At 46.2% G+C, this 13,506-nt stretch carries 19 protein-coding genes; 14 read left to right on the top strand and 5 right to left on the bottom strand.

What is annotated here, in order from left to right; genetic code table 11:
* Positions 1 to 36 precede the first annotated feature (36 nt).
* On the top strand, positions 37 to 1,098 hold the full coding sequence (gene serB / locus AC0J20_RS16610; protein WP_473022584.1) for a phosphoserine phosphatase SerB: 1,062 nt from the start codon (positions 37 to 39) through the stop codon (positions 1,096 to 1,098).
* A gap of 39 nt (positions 1,099 to 1,137) precedes the next feature.
* Here serB and AC0J20_RS16615 read toward each other — a convergent pair whose 3' ends face one another.
* A complete protein-coding gene (locus AC0J20_RS16615) occupies positions 1,138 to 1,734 on the bottom strand; it encodes a Yip1 family protein (RefSeq protein ID WP_229527965.1) in 597 nt (198 codons plus the stop codon).
* Between the two features lie 258 nt (positions 1,735 to 1,992).
* On the opposite strand from AC0J20_RS16615, the gene miaE reads away from it, so the two are divergent.
* The 10 genes from miaE to arsC all read left to right on the top strand — a co-directional run bounded on the left by miaE (position 1,993) and on the right by arsC (position 8,014).
* Complete coding sequence (miaE, locus tag AC0J20_RS16620) at positions 1,993 to 2,781, top strand: tRNA isopentenyl-2-thiomethyl-A-37 hydroxylase MiaE (RefSeq protein ID WP_473022585.1); 789 nt, start codon at positions 1,993 to 1,995, stop codon at positions 2,779 to 2,781.
* Positions 2,782 to 2,807: 26 nt separating this feature from the next.
* Positions 2,808 to 3,398 carry a DUF938 domain-containing protein gene (locus AC0J20_RS16625; RefSeq protein WP_473022586.1) on the top strand — a complete coding sequence of 197 codons (591 nt, stop codon included), beginning with the start codon at positions 2,808 to 2,810 and terminating at the stop codon, positions 3,396 to 3,398.
* A 13-nt stretch (positions 3,399 to 3,411) separates the two neighbouring features.
* Entirely contained in the window at positions 3,412 to 4,338 is a 927-nt protein-coding gene (locus AC0J20_RS16630) for a DUF808 domain-containing protein (protein ID WP_473022587.1), read from the top strand.
* Positions 4,339 to 4,375: 37 nt separating this feature from the next.
* The gene (locus tag AC0J20_RS16635; RefSeq protein ID WP_473022588.1) at positions 4,376 to 4,960 is read left to right on the top strand and encodes a YqaA family protein; all 585 of its coding nucleotides are present in this window, start codon (positions 4,376 to 4,378) and stop codon (positions 4,958 to 4,960) included.
* Between the two features lie 47 nt (positions 4,961 to 5,007).
* The gene (locus AC0J20_RS16640) at positions 5,008 to 5,442 is read left to right on the top strand and encodes a hypothetical protein (RefSeq protein ID WP_473022589.1); all 435 of its coding nucleotides are present in this window, start codon (positions 5,008 to 5,010) and stop codon (positions 5,440 to 5,442) included.
* The gene (locus AC0J20_RS16645) at positions 5,430 to 5,954 is read left to right on the top strand and encodes a MerR family transcriptional regulator (RefSeq protein WP_473022590.1); all 525 of its coding nucleotides are present in this window, start codon (positions 5,430 to 5,432) and stop codon (positions 5,952 to 5,954) included. Before AC0J20_RS16640 ends, AC0J20_RS16645 begins: the two co-directional genes overlap by 13 nt.
* Positions 5,955 to 6,036: 82 nt before the next feature.
* Positions 6,037 to 6,369 (top strand): metalloregulator ArsR/SmtB family transcription factor, encoded by a 333-nt coding sequence (locus AC0J20_RS16650; protein WP_229527959.1) that lies wholly within the window; start codon positions 6,037 to 6,039, stop codon positions 6,367 to 6,369.
* A 2-nt stretch (positions 6,370 to 6,371) separates the two neighbouring features.
* Entirely contained in the window at positions 6,372 to 6,842 is a 471-nt protein-coding gene (locus AC0J20_RS16655) for an arsenate reductase ArsC (RefSeq protein WP_473022591.1), read from the top strand.
* A 29-nt stretch (positions 6,843 to 6,871) separates the two neighbouring features.
* Positions 6,872 to 7,561 carry an arsenical resistance protein ArsH gene (arsH, locus tag AC0J20_RS16660; protein ID WP_473022614.1) on the top strand — a complete coding sequence of 230 codons (690 nt, stop codon included), beginning with the start codon at positions 6,872 to 6,874 and terminating at the stop codon, positions 7,559 to 7,561.
* Between the two features lie 24 nt (positions 7,562 to 7,585).
* Entirely contained in the window at positions 7,586 to 8,014 is a 429-nt protein-coding gene (gene arsC, locus AC0J20_RS16665; RefSeq protein WP_473022593.1) for an arsenate reductase (glutaredoxin), read from the top strand.
* Positions 8,015 to 8,022: 8 nt separating this feature from the next.
* On the opposite strand, the gene AC0J20_RS16670 is transcribed toward arsC, so the two are convergent.
* From AC0J20_RS16670 to AC0J20_RS16685, 4 genes are all read right to left on the bottom strand, one after another.
* Positions 8,023 to 8,292, bottom strand: coding sequence for a hypothetical protein (locus tag AC0J20_RS16670; RefSeq protein WP_473022594.1), 270 nt, complete (start codon positions 8,290 to 8,292; stop codon positions 8,023 to 8,025).
* Positions 8,293 to 8,563: 271 nt separating this feature from the next.
* The gene (locus tag AC0J20_RS16675) at positions 8,564 to 8,989 is read right to left on the bottom strand and encodes an organic hydroperoxide resistance protein (protein ID WP_229527955.1); all 426 of its coding nucleotides are present in this window, start codon (positions 8,987 to 8,989) and stop codon (positions 8,564 to 8,566) included.
* Positions 8,990 to 9,109: 120 nt separating this feature from the next.
* Positions 9,110 to 9,547, bottom strand: coding sequence for a MarR family winged helix-turn-helix transcriptional regulator (locus AC0J20_RS16680; RefSeq protein ID WP_473022595.1), 438 nt, complete (start codon positions 9,545 to 9,547; stop codon positions 9,110 to 9,112).
* A gap of 68 nt (positions 9,548 to 9,615) precedes the next feature.
* Positions 9,616 to 10,476: a LysR family transcriptional regulator gene (locus AC0J20_RS16685; protein ID WP_473022596.1), complete on the bottom strand. Its 861-nt coding sequence runs from the start codon at positions 10,474 to 10,476 to the stop codon at positions 9,616 to 9,618.
* A gap of 134 nt (positions 10,477 to 10,610) precedes the next feature.
* Here AC0J20_RS16685 and AC0J20_RS16690 point away from each other — a divergent pair, with 134 nt between their 5' ends.
* From AC0J20_RS16690 to gcvH, 3 genes are all read left to right on the top strand, one after another.
* On the top strand, positions 10,611 to 11,408 hold the full coding sequence (locus AC0J20_RS16690; RefSeq protein WP_229527952.1) for a hypothetical protein: 798 nt from the start codon (positions 10,611 to 10,613) through the stop codon (positions 11,406 to 11,408).
* Positions 11,409 to 11,843: 435 nt separating this feature from the next.
* Positions 11,844 to 12,923 (top strand): glycine cleavage system aminomethyltransferase GcvT, encoded by a 1,080-nt coding sequence (gcvT, locus tag AC0J20_RS16695; RefSeq protein WP_473022597.1) that lies wholly within the window; start codon positions 11,844 to 11,846, stop codon positions 12,921 to 12,923.
* Positions 12,924 to 13,000: 77 nt separating this feature from the next.
* Positions 13,001 to 13,390: a glycine cleavage system protein GcvH gene (gene gcvH / locus AC0J20_RS16700; protein ID WP_229527950.1), complete on the top strand. Its 390-nt coding sequence runs from the start codon at positions 13,001 to 13,003 to the stop codon at positions 13,388 to 13,390.
* The last annotated feature ends 116 nt before the right edge of the window (positions 13,391 to 13,506 follow it).

Here is a 13,506-nt window from a genome sequence, read left to right on the forward strand (position 1 = left end):
TAGAATTTCACAAAAAGTTATCCAGGACCTGAAAAATTGTATCTCGCTAATTTGTCTCAGCAAAACCTTTTTGATTTTCACCTGTTAGAGCTTTTGGCCAATGCCAGAACCACACTATATAACCTGACTGATAGCCAGTTAAAATTTTCTGCAGAAGCCTCAGTTAATACTGATTCACTGCAATACCAGGATATCACCGGCGAAATCTTACCTAATTTACCTGTCCGGTCGCAGAAGCTGGTGGTTTTAGGCGAAGGGTTGAATCTGGAAAAGCTGGTGAAAGTACAAAATGCGCTGACAGCGCAGTTGGCCTTTGCCGGATGGCAAATTAGCCCACGGGCAACCGGTATAGGGGTTGTTGCCAAAGCCTGTGTAACGGGAACGAAGTCTGACATTAACGCAAAACTGGATGACATTGCCAACCAGTTGCATGTTGAAATCGCCCTTGTGGATACACCACCGGTACTTACTCAGGGTGGCTTAATGGTGATGGATATGGACAGCACCCTGATTGCGGTGGAGTGTATCGACGAAATTGCTAAACTGGCAGGGCTCGGCGATAAAGTTGCCGAGATCACTGAACTGGCCATGCAGGGCAAACTGGATTTCAAGGAGAGCCTGTATAACCGGGTTGCTTGTCTCAAAGGGGTCGATGTAAGTTTACTGGAAGGTATTCGCGATCGCTTACCGCTGATGCCAGGTGTCTCTAAGCTCATCAGTCATCTGCATCGTCATCAATGGAAAATCGCCATTGCTTCCGGCGGTTTTACTTTTTTTGCTGATTACCTGAAGGCGCGCCTGAACCTGGCTGATGCGGTATCAAATGTGCTGAAAGTGGAAGATGGTAAACTGACCGGCGAAGTGATCGGTGCCGTCGTGGATGCTAATGTTAAGGCACAAACGCTGGAAAGCCTGGCACAAAAATTCGACGTACCGGCGGCGCAAACTATTGCTGTAGGTGACGGTGCTAATGATCTGGTAATGATGCAAGCGGCCGCCTTTGGTGTGGCTTATCATGCTAAACCCGTAGTGCGACAGCAGGCCAGTGTGGCAATTCGCTTTGGCGGTCTGGATACTTTGCTGGAGTATCTGGATTAAAATTACCACCGACCATGCAAAGTGGCCGGTGTGAGCTGTTTAATAATAAACAGGATGAAACAACCATCCCCACGCAATAACTGTGGCAATCATAGTGGCAACCAGCAGTAAAATCGCGGCTGTTACAATTGAGCTGGCGTAAACAAATCCTTCTTCAACCGGGATGCGCATGATAATCGGTGTACCCACATAAAGCAGGTATATAGAGTAAGCCAGTGCGCCCATGGCAATAAAGCTGAAAAACCAAAGTTCCGGATAAAATGCCGCCAGTCCCGACATAAATAGCGGTGTAGCGGTATATGAGGCCAGTTCTAATGATTGTGCCCAGGTAGGTTTGGAATCATAATGCTTACCCATGTAGTGAATGATGTAAGTTAAACCGAAAATACCTGCCAGCAAGACTGAGTAAATAATAATTCCCAATAACAAGGATTCATTGGTATTAAGATAGATGCGGTCACCGACACCAATACTCCAGCCAAGGTGTCTCGCAGAAAACCAGGCCATTATAGCCGGGATAAAAGTAATAATGGCGATGTGAGAAAGGCTGAACTTCAGGCTCTCATGGCGTTTTTCGATGGTATGCCATTCTTCTTTGGGATGAGCGTATATGCCCCACAAATGATTCAGTACCATTTTAACCTCTTGTTATTATGGCGTTAACAAAATGTTAACGGTTGTTGAGATTTTCATCGACCAGAGCTTAATCGTCAACAGGTTTATTCGGTTTGGGTGAGTTTTTATCCAATGGTGGGCTGGTGCGGGCATCGGTGGAAATTGAGCAATCCATAAGGTAAAGTTGCCGCCTTTGTATTTGGGCTGAAGTACCATTTCAATTCCCACAGAGTCGAGCAACTCTTGAATTGGTGTAACAGCGGCGTCGTTGAGGCAGACATGCTTGAGAAATACCAAGAGTTATTAGCTCCTATTCATGGCTTTTTACATTGTGAAACTCCGCAAAGCTGGCTGGATGAGGCCACTAAACCTGAAAATTTACATACCGTCTTGTTAGATCATCTGGTGTGCGAGTTAAAAGCAGCACAATCTGCCATGTTGCTCATTCGTAAATATGCAGTGGATCCTGAAAGTACTCAGGCCCTGTTAAGTTGGCTTAAGCCCTTTGAAGATTTTACCTATCGCAAACAAGGTGACTGGCGGACGCTGGCGGAGCACAATCGTCTCAACAAATCCATGGTGCCCCGAGGCGATAAGCCTTTTAGTCAGTCGCTTATCGACAAAATGGTGTTACTAATAAAAGAAGAGTTACACCACTTTTATCAGGTCTTAGAAATCATCCATGATCTGGGATACGAGTATGAGTACGTCAGTTCAAGTCGCTATGCAAAAGGCATGTTAAGTCACACCAAAAACCACGAACCAGATGCCTTTATTGATAAACTGATATGCGGCGCTTATATCGAAGCCCGATCCTGCGAACGCTTTGCGAAACTGGCGCCCTTAGTGGATGAGCGCCTGGGTGAGTTTTACATTTCCCTGTTGCGCTCCGAGGCCCGACACTATCAGGATTATCTCACGCTGGCTGAAGATATTGCCGGGTGTGATATATCTGAACGCATCGACTATTTTGGTAAAGTGGAGGCACAACTGATCAGCTCTCCCGATGAAGATTTTAAATTTCATAGTGGTGTGCCTGTTGATGCGTTATCCTCAGTTGCAATCTAATAATCAAGCGGGAAACCTCAGCCGCCATGCAAAAACGCTTTAGTCAGGCTTGTGAAAACAATCGCCTTCCCATTCTTACCCAATTAAAAACATATCTCGCCGGGAAACAACATTTGTTGGAAATTGGCTCTGGCACCGGACAGCATGCCAGTTATTTTGCGCCCGAACTGCCACACCTGATATGGCAAACCTCTGACGTTCCGGAAAACCATCCCAGTATTAACGCCTGGCTGGCGGAGGCACACTGCGAAACCTTGAGGCCACCAGTTGCCTTGTGTATCGGGCAGGATGAATGGCCTGAGCGCTTATTTGATGCTGTTTACTCCGCCAATACCGCCCATATTATGCAAAAGAAAGAAATCCGGCTGCTAATGCAACTGGTAGCAAAACATTTACCGTCCGGCGGGGTCTTCTGTCAATATGGGCCATTCACTGAGCAGGGCCAGTTCAGCAGTGACAGCAACAGAGCGTTTCATCAACAACTGATCGCGCAAGGTTACGGTGGCTATCGGGATATTGATGAACTCAAAACTTGGGTTCAGGGACAGGGTCTGACACTCAAAGAGATAATTAATATGCCCGCCAACAACCTCATGCTGGTCTGGGTAAAGGTCTGAAAGGAACAACACAATGGCAGCAAGTAGTTTATTAGCGTTAATTGACGATATTGCCACTATTCTCGATGACGTGGCGGTGATGTCCAAAATGGCTGCGAAGAAAACCGCTGGTGTACTGGGAGACGATCTGGCTCTGAACGCTGAACAGGTATCAGGCGTGAAATCCGAGCGGGAATTACCTGTGGTGTGGGCAGTGGCAAAAGGCTCATTCCTTAATAAGTTTATTTTGGTACCCTCGGCACTGCTTATCAGCGCCTTTTATCCACCGCTTATTATTGTACTGCTGGTTATAGGCGGCTTGTATTTGTGTTTTGAAGGCTTTGAAAAAGTCTTTCATAAACTGTTCCACGCTCAGCAGGACAAAGAGCATGATCAGGCGTTATTGCAGGCGGCAAAAAGTTCAGCAGAGAGCTTAAAGGCTTTTGAGCAGAAAAAGATTAAAGGGGCAATACGCACTGATTTTATCTTGTCAGCTGAGATTATTGTTATCGTGTTAGGCACGGTGCAGCATGAGCCAATGCTGCAACAAATATTGGTATTAAGTGGGCTGGCGCTGGCATTTACCGTAGGCGTATATGGTCTTGTAGCCGGTATTGTGAAACTGGATGATTTAGGACTGTATTTGCTGGAATCGGGCAATAAACTTAAAACCGCCATTGGACGGGGATTATTGGCCTTTGCGCCTTTTTTGATGAAGACCTTGTCTGTGGTGGGAACCCTGGCGATGTTTTTGGTGGGCGGGGGTATTTTAGTGCACGATGTCCCATTTTTGCATCACATGGAAGAAGCATTAATGCAAACTGTATCTGGCGTAGTGGGCACTAGCGGTTTTTGGGCCGGGCTTGTATCTTTAATAAATTCTCTGGTTGTCGGCGTTATAGCTGGTGGTTTGTGTTTGTTGCTATGGTGTGGTGTGAGTCGCTTCAGGGTGGCGTCGTAACCTCGTTGGAGGTGCTGATTTTGGGCTCTGAAATTTTATGAACCAGGTAAATACTCATCTTGCCGATAAACTTTTGTCTTTAGCGCGTTCTAAAATGGTTTATCCGGTGTTGGTGTTAGTTTCGTTTCTGGAATCTATTTTAATTCCGGTACCACTGGAAGCCATTCTGATCCCTTTGATGCACAACAACCGGGAAAAAATAAACTGGCTGGCAGCTTGTGCCTTACTGGGGTGTGTTATTGGTGCCATCACCGGCTATCTGGTGGGAATGCTGTTTTACGAGCAGTGGGCTGAACATCTTTACCGTTTATTTGGCGATAAACAAACCTTTAACCAGGTGATCAGCGCCATCGAAGCTCAGGGCTTTGTTTATATTCTGGCTGTTGGTGTTACACCCATTCCCTTTCAGGTGGCAATGTTGGGGGCGGGCGTAGCGCAATATCCATTCATGTTGTTCCTGCTCGCCACACTCCTGGCTCGCGGTATCCGCTATTTTGGTCTGGCGCTACTGGTTTATTATTTTGGTCCGGCTGCTGGCAAAATGTTTAAACGCTATAAGTATCCCATGGCCGGGGCATTTACCTTGGTGTTTATCGGATTTCTTTATTTTCAGTTTACCTGATCACCGCTATACAGTTCAGTATAGGGTTTTTATTGAGAGAAAACCCTATGCATCAGCCTTATCAATTTACCCGGGACGAAGAGATATTCGTTCAACAATTCCAAAACTGTAGTTTGCCTGCAGAGCAATTTGACCATCTTGGTCATATCCGACTGACATTTTTGATGTTACAGCGTTATCCTCAGGAAGTTGCCACTGAAAAGGTGTTAACTGGCATCAAAGCTTATGCCGAGTCGCTGGGCGCAAAAGACAAGTTTCACAAAACGTTAAGCTGGTTTATGGTGCAATTGATAGCCAGTCGTTTGACTACAAAGCCTGGCACTAATTGGGCTGATTTTACGACGAATAATCCAGATATAATCTACGATAACAAAGCCTTAGTACTGCAATACTATCAGGCTGACAGGTTACACAGTGACAAGGCGCGAAATTCCATCCTTTATCCAGATCTAAAAGAACGTGGAGCAGAATGTATAGCATAGGCAAACTGGCCAGTGAACATGGCTTATCCAGAGGGACACTGCTTCACTATGACCGCATTGGATTGTTATCGCCATCGGGGCGAAGCAATGCCGGTTATCGCTTGTATTCTGAGCGGGACAGAGCGCGATTAAAGCAGATTTGTCATTACAGGAATAGCGGTCTCAAACTGGATGAAATCAGATTGTTGCTGGAGAAAGGGGGCGATACCAGTGAAATCTTACGGCAGCGCTGCCAACTCATCAGTCAGCAAATAAGCCAGTTAAAACAGCAACAACACCGGCTGCTTGAGATGTTAAATAGTCCTCCTTTAAGAGAGTCAGGGCAAATTATGAGTAAAGCGCAGTGGGTAGCCATTCTACGCAATTGCGGTATGGATGATGCTGCTATGTGGCAATGGCATCGGGAATTTGAACGTGCCGAACCAGAGGCACATACCCGGTTTTTACAAAGCCTTGGCATTGATGAGACAGAAATTCAGCACATAAAAGCGCGTTCCGTTAGAACATGCTGACCTTTGCTGCAAAATTTTTCGTAGACGCAAGTTTCAATATATGTGAATATTCATATATGTAAAAAAACATATGTGTTTAGTCATGAATCCATTAAAGTTTTTCAAATGCCTTGCGGATGAAACCCGCCTGAAATCATTGCTGTTAATTCAGCAGGTGGGAGAGGCTTGCGTATGCGATTTGATGCATGCGCTGGATCTGGAGCAACCCAAGATATCCCGACATTTGGCAGATCTGCGACGCTGTGAAATTGTACAGGACGAGCGCCGTGGTAAATGGGTTTATTACCGGTTACACCCAAACCTGGCCTCCTGGGCCAAAGATGTACTGGCACTGGCAGCCAGTGACAACCCTGACTTTTATGCAACCAGTCTGCAACGCCTGCAATCTCAGATAAATTGTTGCCCACAGGATTAACTATGAAAATTCTTTATATCTGCACCCATAATCGCTGTCGAAGCATCCTTTCAGAAGCGATAACCAATGAACTTGCCCATGGCCTGATTGAAGCCCGTAGTGCCGGCAGCCAGCCCGTTGGTGAGGTTCATCCTCTTTCTATTAAGTATCTTAGCGAAGCTGGCTATGCAACCGAGGGATTGCAAAGCCAGTCCTGGGATGAGTTTGAAGATTTTGCGCCTGATGTGGTGATCACTGTGTGTGATTCTGCCGCCGGAGAGAGTTGTCCGGTGTGGTTTGGAAAATCAGTAAAAGTCCATTGGGGATTATCCGATCCGTCAAAACTGCAGGGCAGTGAAGCAGAAATTAAGCAGGCGTTTATGAACTGTATCGAAGAGATCAAAACCCGGGTGCTGTCGCTGGCCGAAGTCGCCGCGCTAAATCATAGTCCGGAGACTTTAAAATCAGAACTGGCCAAATTGGGAGCTAAATAGTGAATATCACGGATAAAAACATGCCAAATATGGATATGGCGCAAGTGCAAACCCCAACATTTGAACAGGTGAAACCGGTCGATTTACCGCACCCTCCCAGGTTTTTATTGCTGCATGGTTCGCTCAGGGAGCGTTCTTTTAGCCGTCTGGTGATTGCTGAATGTGCCCGAATTCTTGAGCACTTTGGCGCAGAAGTGAAGATTTTCGATCCCCATGGCTTGCCTCAAACCGACACAGAAGAAGTGGATCATCCCAAGGTTCAGGAATTAAGAGAGCTGATGACCTGGTCTGAAGGGCAGGTGTGGTGCTCGCCGGAGCGTCATGGTTCCATGACCAGTATCTTCAAAAGCCAGATTGACTGGGTTCCTTTGTCTTTAGGCGCGGTGCGCCCCACGCAGGGTAAAACCCTGGCGGTGATGCAGGTGTGCGGTGGCTCACAATCCTTCAATGTCGTACAGCAATTGCGACAACTGGGGCGCTGGATGCGCATGGTGACTATTCCCAATCAGTCTTCAGTGGCAAAAGCCTTTTTAGAATTTGATGATAATGATCGCATGAAACCGTCGAGTTACTACAATCGCATCGTGGATGTCATGGAAGAGCTGATGAAGTTCACTTTATTGTTGCGTGGTAATAAAGATTACTTTGTTGATCGCTATTCTGAGCGGGTGGAAACCGCTGAAAAACTAATGCAGCGAGTTAATCAACGCAATATGTAAACCCAGTCAAACAGAGGTGGATTCATGGTAGTTATTCATCACAATCCTGAATGTGGTACTTCAAGAAACGTACTTAAAATCATTCATGACGCAGGTTATGAACCCGTTGTTGTCGAGTATCTGCAACAGGGCTGGACCCGGCCTCAATTACAGGCGCTGTTTGCCGCCGCCGGGTTAACCCCCCGAACGGCACTGCGTACTACTAAGTCTCCGGCAGAAGCGTTAGGCTTACTGGAGGAAAGTGTTTCAGATGCGGTGATTTTGGAAGCCATGCTGGAATACCCGGTACTGGTAAACCGCCCCATCGTAGCGACTCCAAAGGGTGTGCGCTTATGCCGTCCCAGTGAAACCGTGTTGTCTTTGTTAGACGACTGGCCAGAAGGGCCTTACTTCAAAGAAGACGGAGAGATGATTCTGGATGCCAATGGCCAACGAACGGGCGGTTCAGAATAAGCAGATCGTTATCTACTTGATTGTCGAAATACCAGCGACTTGACTAGTACCCGAAGTAATGCCAACAGCATTAAACAACATACGCCCAGTTGCAGTACCCGAAAAGCCAGCTCACCTAAGGTTGAAATAGTTAACCGTCCCAGCCTCGATAGTGGGCCTTTATCGTTAACATGGGAGCGGTGATGCTGCTTTTTAACAGGCCCGAATAGGCTCGATAATTTCTGTTTAACATCGTTAACATTGCGCCTGAAGGCAAGGTTTTGTGAGGTTTTGTTCATCAGTAGACCTTCCTGGTTGCAAGTTTGGTTAACTGACTGTCATATTTCTCTTATCGGTAGTTTTAAAAAATTATTTATTTTTCAGTCAGTCTTTCAATTGAATACAGGCTAAGCTGGCGAGGGTGAAATTGACCTGAATAAAACTGAATAGGCGGGATACTGCTCCCGTGATGAAGGTGCCCAAACTACGATAAGCGACCTGATTTCACCTTGAAAAGTGGTATTTCTACAAGTTTCTCGACGCCGCTTTTTTGTAGTTTGGGTTTACCTTTTATGCTGCCAGTGTTACCTGCACATCCACATTACCGCGAGTGGCATTGGAGTATGGGCAAACCTGGTGGGCTTTGGCAATCAATGCTTCCGCCACTTCTTTTTCTACTCCTGGCAAGCTGACAGACAAGGCTGCGCTAATGGCAAATCCAGCGCCTTTATCATTTTGACCAATACCTATGGTGGCTTTTACCGACAAGTCCTCTGGCAATTTCAATTTTTCTGCACCGGCGACAAATTTCATGGCGCCAATAAAACAGGCAGAATAACCTGCTGCAAATAATTGCTCAGGATTAGTACCGTCACCACCGGCGCCGCCCAACTCCTTAGGTGTGCTCAGGGTGACAGATAAACGGTTGTCTTCAGACACTGACTGACCATCACGGCCACCGGTTGAAGTTGCTGAAGTTGTATAAACTGGATTCATGGGATCTCCTGCCATTTAGGTTAGTTAAATAAACATTACTGCGATAACAATGTGTTGAATAAAAAAGCTCCGGAGAGCTTTTACGTGTTTAAGTTATCGCAATAACAATTATTATGCAAGTTAATTTTTTGCTATGCGATCTTTCAGGGCAAGAAGCTGTGTTTTCAACGCTGCAACTTCTTCAAGTGAAATACCGCAAGTCTCAGCCAGACAGCGGTTAACCGCCAATCCATCTTCTCTAAGTTGTTTACCGTTTTCGGTGAGTGCGATGCTGAGCGCGCGATCATCTTCTTTTCCGCGTATGCGTTTAACCAGTCCCTGTGACTCCATTCTTTTAATTACCGGGGTCAGAGAGCCTGATTTCTGTCCAAGACGTTCCGCCACAAACTTTAAGGTGACGCCATCCTGTTCCCACAAAATCAGCATAATGGTGTATTGGGTATAGGTCAGTCCCAATGGGTCCAGCAAAGGTTTATATGCCTGAGTCATGGCCAGAGACGTGGAATACAGGGCAAAGCAAAGCTGGTTGTCCAGCGCCAGAGGGTTTCGGTTACTCATCTTGATACACTAATAGTTATTGCAGTAGCGTAACAATCCATGGCCTGAGATTCAATGTGTAAATGCGCTTAGTGGCTGAGGTTTACGGCAAGGCGGCTTTGAATAAATTCCGCCAGTTTATTGACCGCATCCTTGTTACGTTGCTGGCGTACGGTAAGCTGAATAGCGATCTTACCCAACTGCGGCAAGGTGCTATCTTCAATGATACTGAGGTGATTGGGTACGGTGCTTCGGGCCAGTGCCGTGATCCCCAGGCCTTCCTGAATCGCTGCACTGATGCCGGTGATATCTGAAATAGTATAGCGGATATGGTGGTGCAACCCTGCTTGCGTCAGCCCCACCAACAGCCGTTGTCGATAACGACAGCCTTCGGGGGCAACTACCAAATCTACAGAATTGCTGTTCCTGGGGTGTTTATCTGAGCCCACCCACACCAGATCATCCGACAAAGTAAAATCACTGGCCTCATTTTGCGTATCGGTAGCAATAGTCAGGAGTAAATCAAAGGGCGTGCTGCGGTGTTTTTGCAATAACGAGGCGCTAAGTGATGAGGTCACTTCCAGCGTGACATCCGGGTACATGTTGTTGAATGAACCAATAATAGAGGGTAAAAGTTGCGTGGCGAATTCACTGGGAATGCCCAGTCTCAGGTTACCGCTGACAGGTTTTTGCGCAAAAAACTGAAAGATCTGATCGTTTTGTTTAAGCAGAGGAATTGCCAGCTCATAGAGTTTTTGTCCGGCGTGATTCACCACCTGACGTTGTCCTTGTTTTTGAAACAACCGGGTGCCCAATTGCTCTTCCAGCTTTTTGATCTGCAAGCTCACCGCAGGCTGAGAGCGCCCCAAAACCTCACCGGCTCTGGAAAAGCCATCCAGTTCCACCACAGTCACAAATGTACGCAGGTTTTCCAGTGACAGTTGTTTCATCGCAAAATCTGACCCTTGATTGGCAGTCGGCAAAATTGTTAGCAATTGTACCTGAGGCTTCCTTTAAAAACAGGGAACTTTTACACTCAGCTCCACACTAATGTTGCGTTGCCAATAAAATATCAAAGGAACCCATGAAAAAGTCGCCCATTTTTGCTGCCATAGCGTTGTTCGGATTCAGCGTTTATAGCCACGCCAGCTCGCTGGAATTATTACAACAGCGCCTTACCGAATTGCAGGGAACTACACCCATTAATGCACAATTTAGTAATCAGATTGAGAATATTCGAGGTGAGGGCAAAGAGCAGCGTATCAGAACCGGCGAGGCCAGTCTGGCCTTATCTGATGACGGCAGTGGCTTGCAGGTTCGATACTCCCAGGGTTTGCTGGTGAAGGTAGAAGAAGAACAACTGGCAAAAACTGAAAACGAAGAGATCAACACACCCACTATGATGGCCCTGGAAAATCTCGATGCTATTGATTTTCAAAATATGATTTCAGCCGCCAACAGTTTAGAGCGCGCCATATTAACCAGTGAATATGTCGGGGTGATGGAATCAGATGAAGCGACAGAAGGCGAAACCATACTGCAATTCGATTTGCCACTGGAAGCCATTATTGATGACAAACAAACACGAAGCTATGTGGACAAATTTGAAGGGCAGTTTTTGGTAACGGTAGCAGAAGATGGCACGCCGCTGCGTTCGCGCATCTCGTTTAATGGTAAAGGCCGGGCTTATATCGTGATGAGTGTCAGCGCCTGGTTGGAAAGAGAAACCCAATATCAGTTACACGGTGACAGATTGTTGCAGGTTTCCAGAGACGGAAAAGGCGGCTTTAGTACTTCCTTTTTTCCGGATACCAGTTGGTCCAGTTCAGAATCATTGGAGTTACTGGGGCAAAACGCGTCAATTCAGTTCAGCGCCAATTGAATAAGAGTGTCAACAACTCTACTCCCGAAAAAATAACCCCATTAATAAAGAAAAAACGTCCGGCCTGTGCCGGACGCCAAAAAGCCCGCAGTTAGCAAGTGTGTCACTTAATTATCGAAAACGTTGGTTAACGTATTATCTTGCGTGCTTTTTTATTCGTTTAAAAAATAGACGAATACCGGCTCCTGTTTATTCCTCCTATACTATTTTTATTTCAATAAATTGCGCTTAGTCCTTCTTACATTGGGCTTTTTGTTCTTTTTTGAAACACTATTCGATTTAAAACTATTAAATAGTTAAATGTCATGGCTTAAATGCATTTAAAATTATTATGAGTGTATTTGTAAAAGCAATTTGTTGCCTGCCGGTTAAGCGCCTATAATTTGCGCCACTAAATGCCCTCAAGCAAAGCAGAATACAACGAGAGAACAAGCCATGCTGCAAACAACTCCGCTACATGCCAAACACCTTGAGTCCAACGCTAAGATGGTGGACTTTCACGGTTGGGAAATGCCTCTAAATTACGGTTCACAAATCGAAGAACATCACGCTGTGCGTCAGGACGCCGGTATGTTTGATGTATCTCACATGACTATCGTGGATGTAAAAGGTGCTGATGCTAAAGCGTATCTACGTTATCTGTTGACTCACGACGTTGATAAATTACAGGTAGCAGGTAAAGCGTTGTACAGCGGCATGCTTAACGAAGCGGGCGGTGTAGTAGACGACCTGATTGTTTATTATTTCAACGAGCAGGATTATCGCGTTGTGGTTAACTCTGCTACCAAAGAAAAAGATTTAAACCACCTGAACAAGTACGCTGAAGGTTTCGACGTATCTATCACTGAGCGTCCTGAGCTGGCGATGATCGCGGTGCAGGGGCCAAACGCCAAAGCAAAAGTGGGCAGCATTTTATCTGATGAGCAAAAAGCAGCCGTCGAAGGCATGAAAATGTTTTTCGGTGTTCAGGCTGAAGACTTATTTATTGCTACTACGGGTTACACCGGCGAAGCTGGCTACGAAATTATTGTGTCTGAAGACCAGGCCGCAGCATTGTGGGACAAGCTTTTAGCGGCAGGTGTAAAACCTTGTGGTTTGGGGGCGCGTGATACCTTGCGTCTGGAAGCGGGCATGAATCTGTATGGTCAGGATATGGACGAAACCATTTCTCCTCTTGCCGCTAACATGGGCTGGACAGTTACCTGGGAACCGGAAGACCGTGATTTTGTAGGTCGAGCAGCGTTAACCGAATTAAAAGCAACCGGTAACGAAAAGCTGGTGGGCCTGGTGATGACTGAAAAAGGCGTGCTGCGGGCAGGCTTAAAAGTAAAAGCCGAAGGCGGTGAGGGCGTTATTACCTCAGGTACATTTTCACCTACTTTAGGGCACAGTATTGCGATGGCACGTGTACCTAAAACCGTTGGCGACACAGTTGAAGTGGAAATGCGCAAAAAGTGGGTTACAGTAAATGTGGTTAAACCCAGTTTTGTGCGCAACGGTAAGTCAGTTTTATAATTTAACTTTTGCTAAACTGAACCGTTATAGAACCGATTAATTCATCAAATTATTAAAGAACTATCCGAGGAAAAACAATGAGTAACATTCCTGCTGAATTACGTTATGCCACTACTCACGAGTGGGTTCGCCCTGAAGGTAATGGTGTCTTCACTGTGGGTATCACTGAGCACGCCCAGGAATTATTGGGTGATATGGTATTTGTCGATCTGCCAGATGTGGGCGACGAAGTCAGCACTGGTGACGACGTTGCGGTAGCTGAATCTGTAAAAGCGGCTTCTGACGTATACGCACCAATCAGCGGCGAAATCGTAGCGGTTAATGAAGACCTGGAAGATTCTCCAGAGCTGGTTAACTCTGACCCGTACGGCGACGGCTGGTTATACAAAATCAAAGCCGAAGACGAAGCTGAAGTGGAAAACCTGATGGATGCCGAAGGCTACGAAGCCAGCATCGACGAAGATTAATCGTCAAGTGATTATGGGGTCAGAGCCGTTTTTAAACATCTCTGGCCCTTTTTCTTAGTAAGCGCGTAAAAGAATGACAAGGTCAGAGCTACTTTTTAAATGGCTCTGACCTTCAA

The sequence above is a fragment of the Planctobacterium sp. R6 genome (assembly GCF_055755215.1).

Bases quoted from the DNA above. Each gene is read 5' to 3' on its own strand.
- AC0J20_RS16675 (WP_229527955.1), bottom strand. From the start codon at position 8,989: ATGAATCCAGTTTATACAACTTCAGCAACTTCAACCGGTGGCCGTGAT.
- AC0J20_RS16685 (WP_473022596.1), bottom strand. From the start codon at position 10,476: ATGAAACAACTGTCACTGGAAAACCTGCGTACATTTGTGACTGTGGTG.
- AC0J20_RS16625 (WP_473022586.1), top strand. From the start codon at position 2,808: ATGCAAAAACGCTTTAGTCAGGCTTGTGAAAACAATCGCCTTCCCATT.
- miaE (WP_473022585.1), top strand. From the start codon at position 1,993: ATGCTTGAGAAATACCAAGAGTTATTAGCTCCTATTCATGGCTTTTTA.
- AC0J20_RS16680 (WP_473022595.1), bottom strand. From the start codon at position 9,547: ATGAGTAACCGAAACCCTCTGGCGCTGGACAACCAGCTTTGCTTTGCC.
- AC0J20_RS16645 (WP_473022590.1), top strand. From the start codon at position 5,430: ATGTATAGCATAGGCAAACTGGCCAGTGAACATGGCTTATCCAGAGGG.
- AC0J20_RS16655 (WP_473022591.1), top strand. From the start codon at position 6,372: ATGAAAATTCTTTATATCTGCACCCATAATCGCTGTCGAAGCATCCTT.
- arsH (WP_473022614.1), top strand. From the start codon at position 6,872: ATGGATATGGCGCAAGTGCAAACCCCAACATTTGAACAGGTGAAACCG.
- AC0J20_RS16670 (WP_473022594.1), bottom strand. From the start codon at position 8,292: ATGAACAAAACCTCACAAAACCTTGCCTTCAGGCGCAATGTTAACGAT.
- AC0J20_RS16630 (WP_473022587.1), top strand. From the start codon at position 3,412: ATGGCAGCAAGTAGTTTATTAGCGTTAATTGACGATATTGCCACTATT.
- gcvH (WP_229527950.1), top strand. From the start codon at position 13,001: ATGAGTAACATTCCTGCTGAATTACGTTATGCCACTACTCACGAGTGG.
- AC0J20_RS16615 (WP_229527965.1), bottom strand. From the start codon at position 1,734: ATGGTACTGAATCATTTGTGGGGCATATACGCTCATCCCAAAGAAGAA.
- arsC (WP_473022593.1), top strand. From the start codon at position 7,586: ATGGTAGTTATTCATCACAATCCTGAATGTGGTACTTCAAGAAACGTA.
- AC0J20_RS16690 (WP_229527952.1), top strand. From the start codon at position 10,611: ATGAAAAAGTCGCCCATTTTTGCTGCCATAGCGTTGTTCGGATTCAGC.
- gcvT (WP_473022597.1), top strand. From the start codon at position 11,844: ATGCTGCAAACAACTCCGCTACATGCCAAACACCTTGAGTCCAACGCT.
- AC0J20_RS16635 (WP_473022588.1), top strand. From the start codon at position 4,376: ATGAACCAGGTAAATACTCATCTTGCCGATAAACTTTTGTCTTTAGCG.
- AC0J20_RS16650 (WP_229527959.1), top strand. From the start codon at position 6,037: ATGAATCCATTAAAGTTTTTCAAATGCCTTGCGGATGAAACCCGCCTG.
- AC0J20_RS16640 (WP_473022589.1), top strand. From the start codon at position 5,008: ATGCATCAGCCTTATCAATTTACCCGGGACGAAGAGATATTCGTTCAA.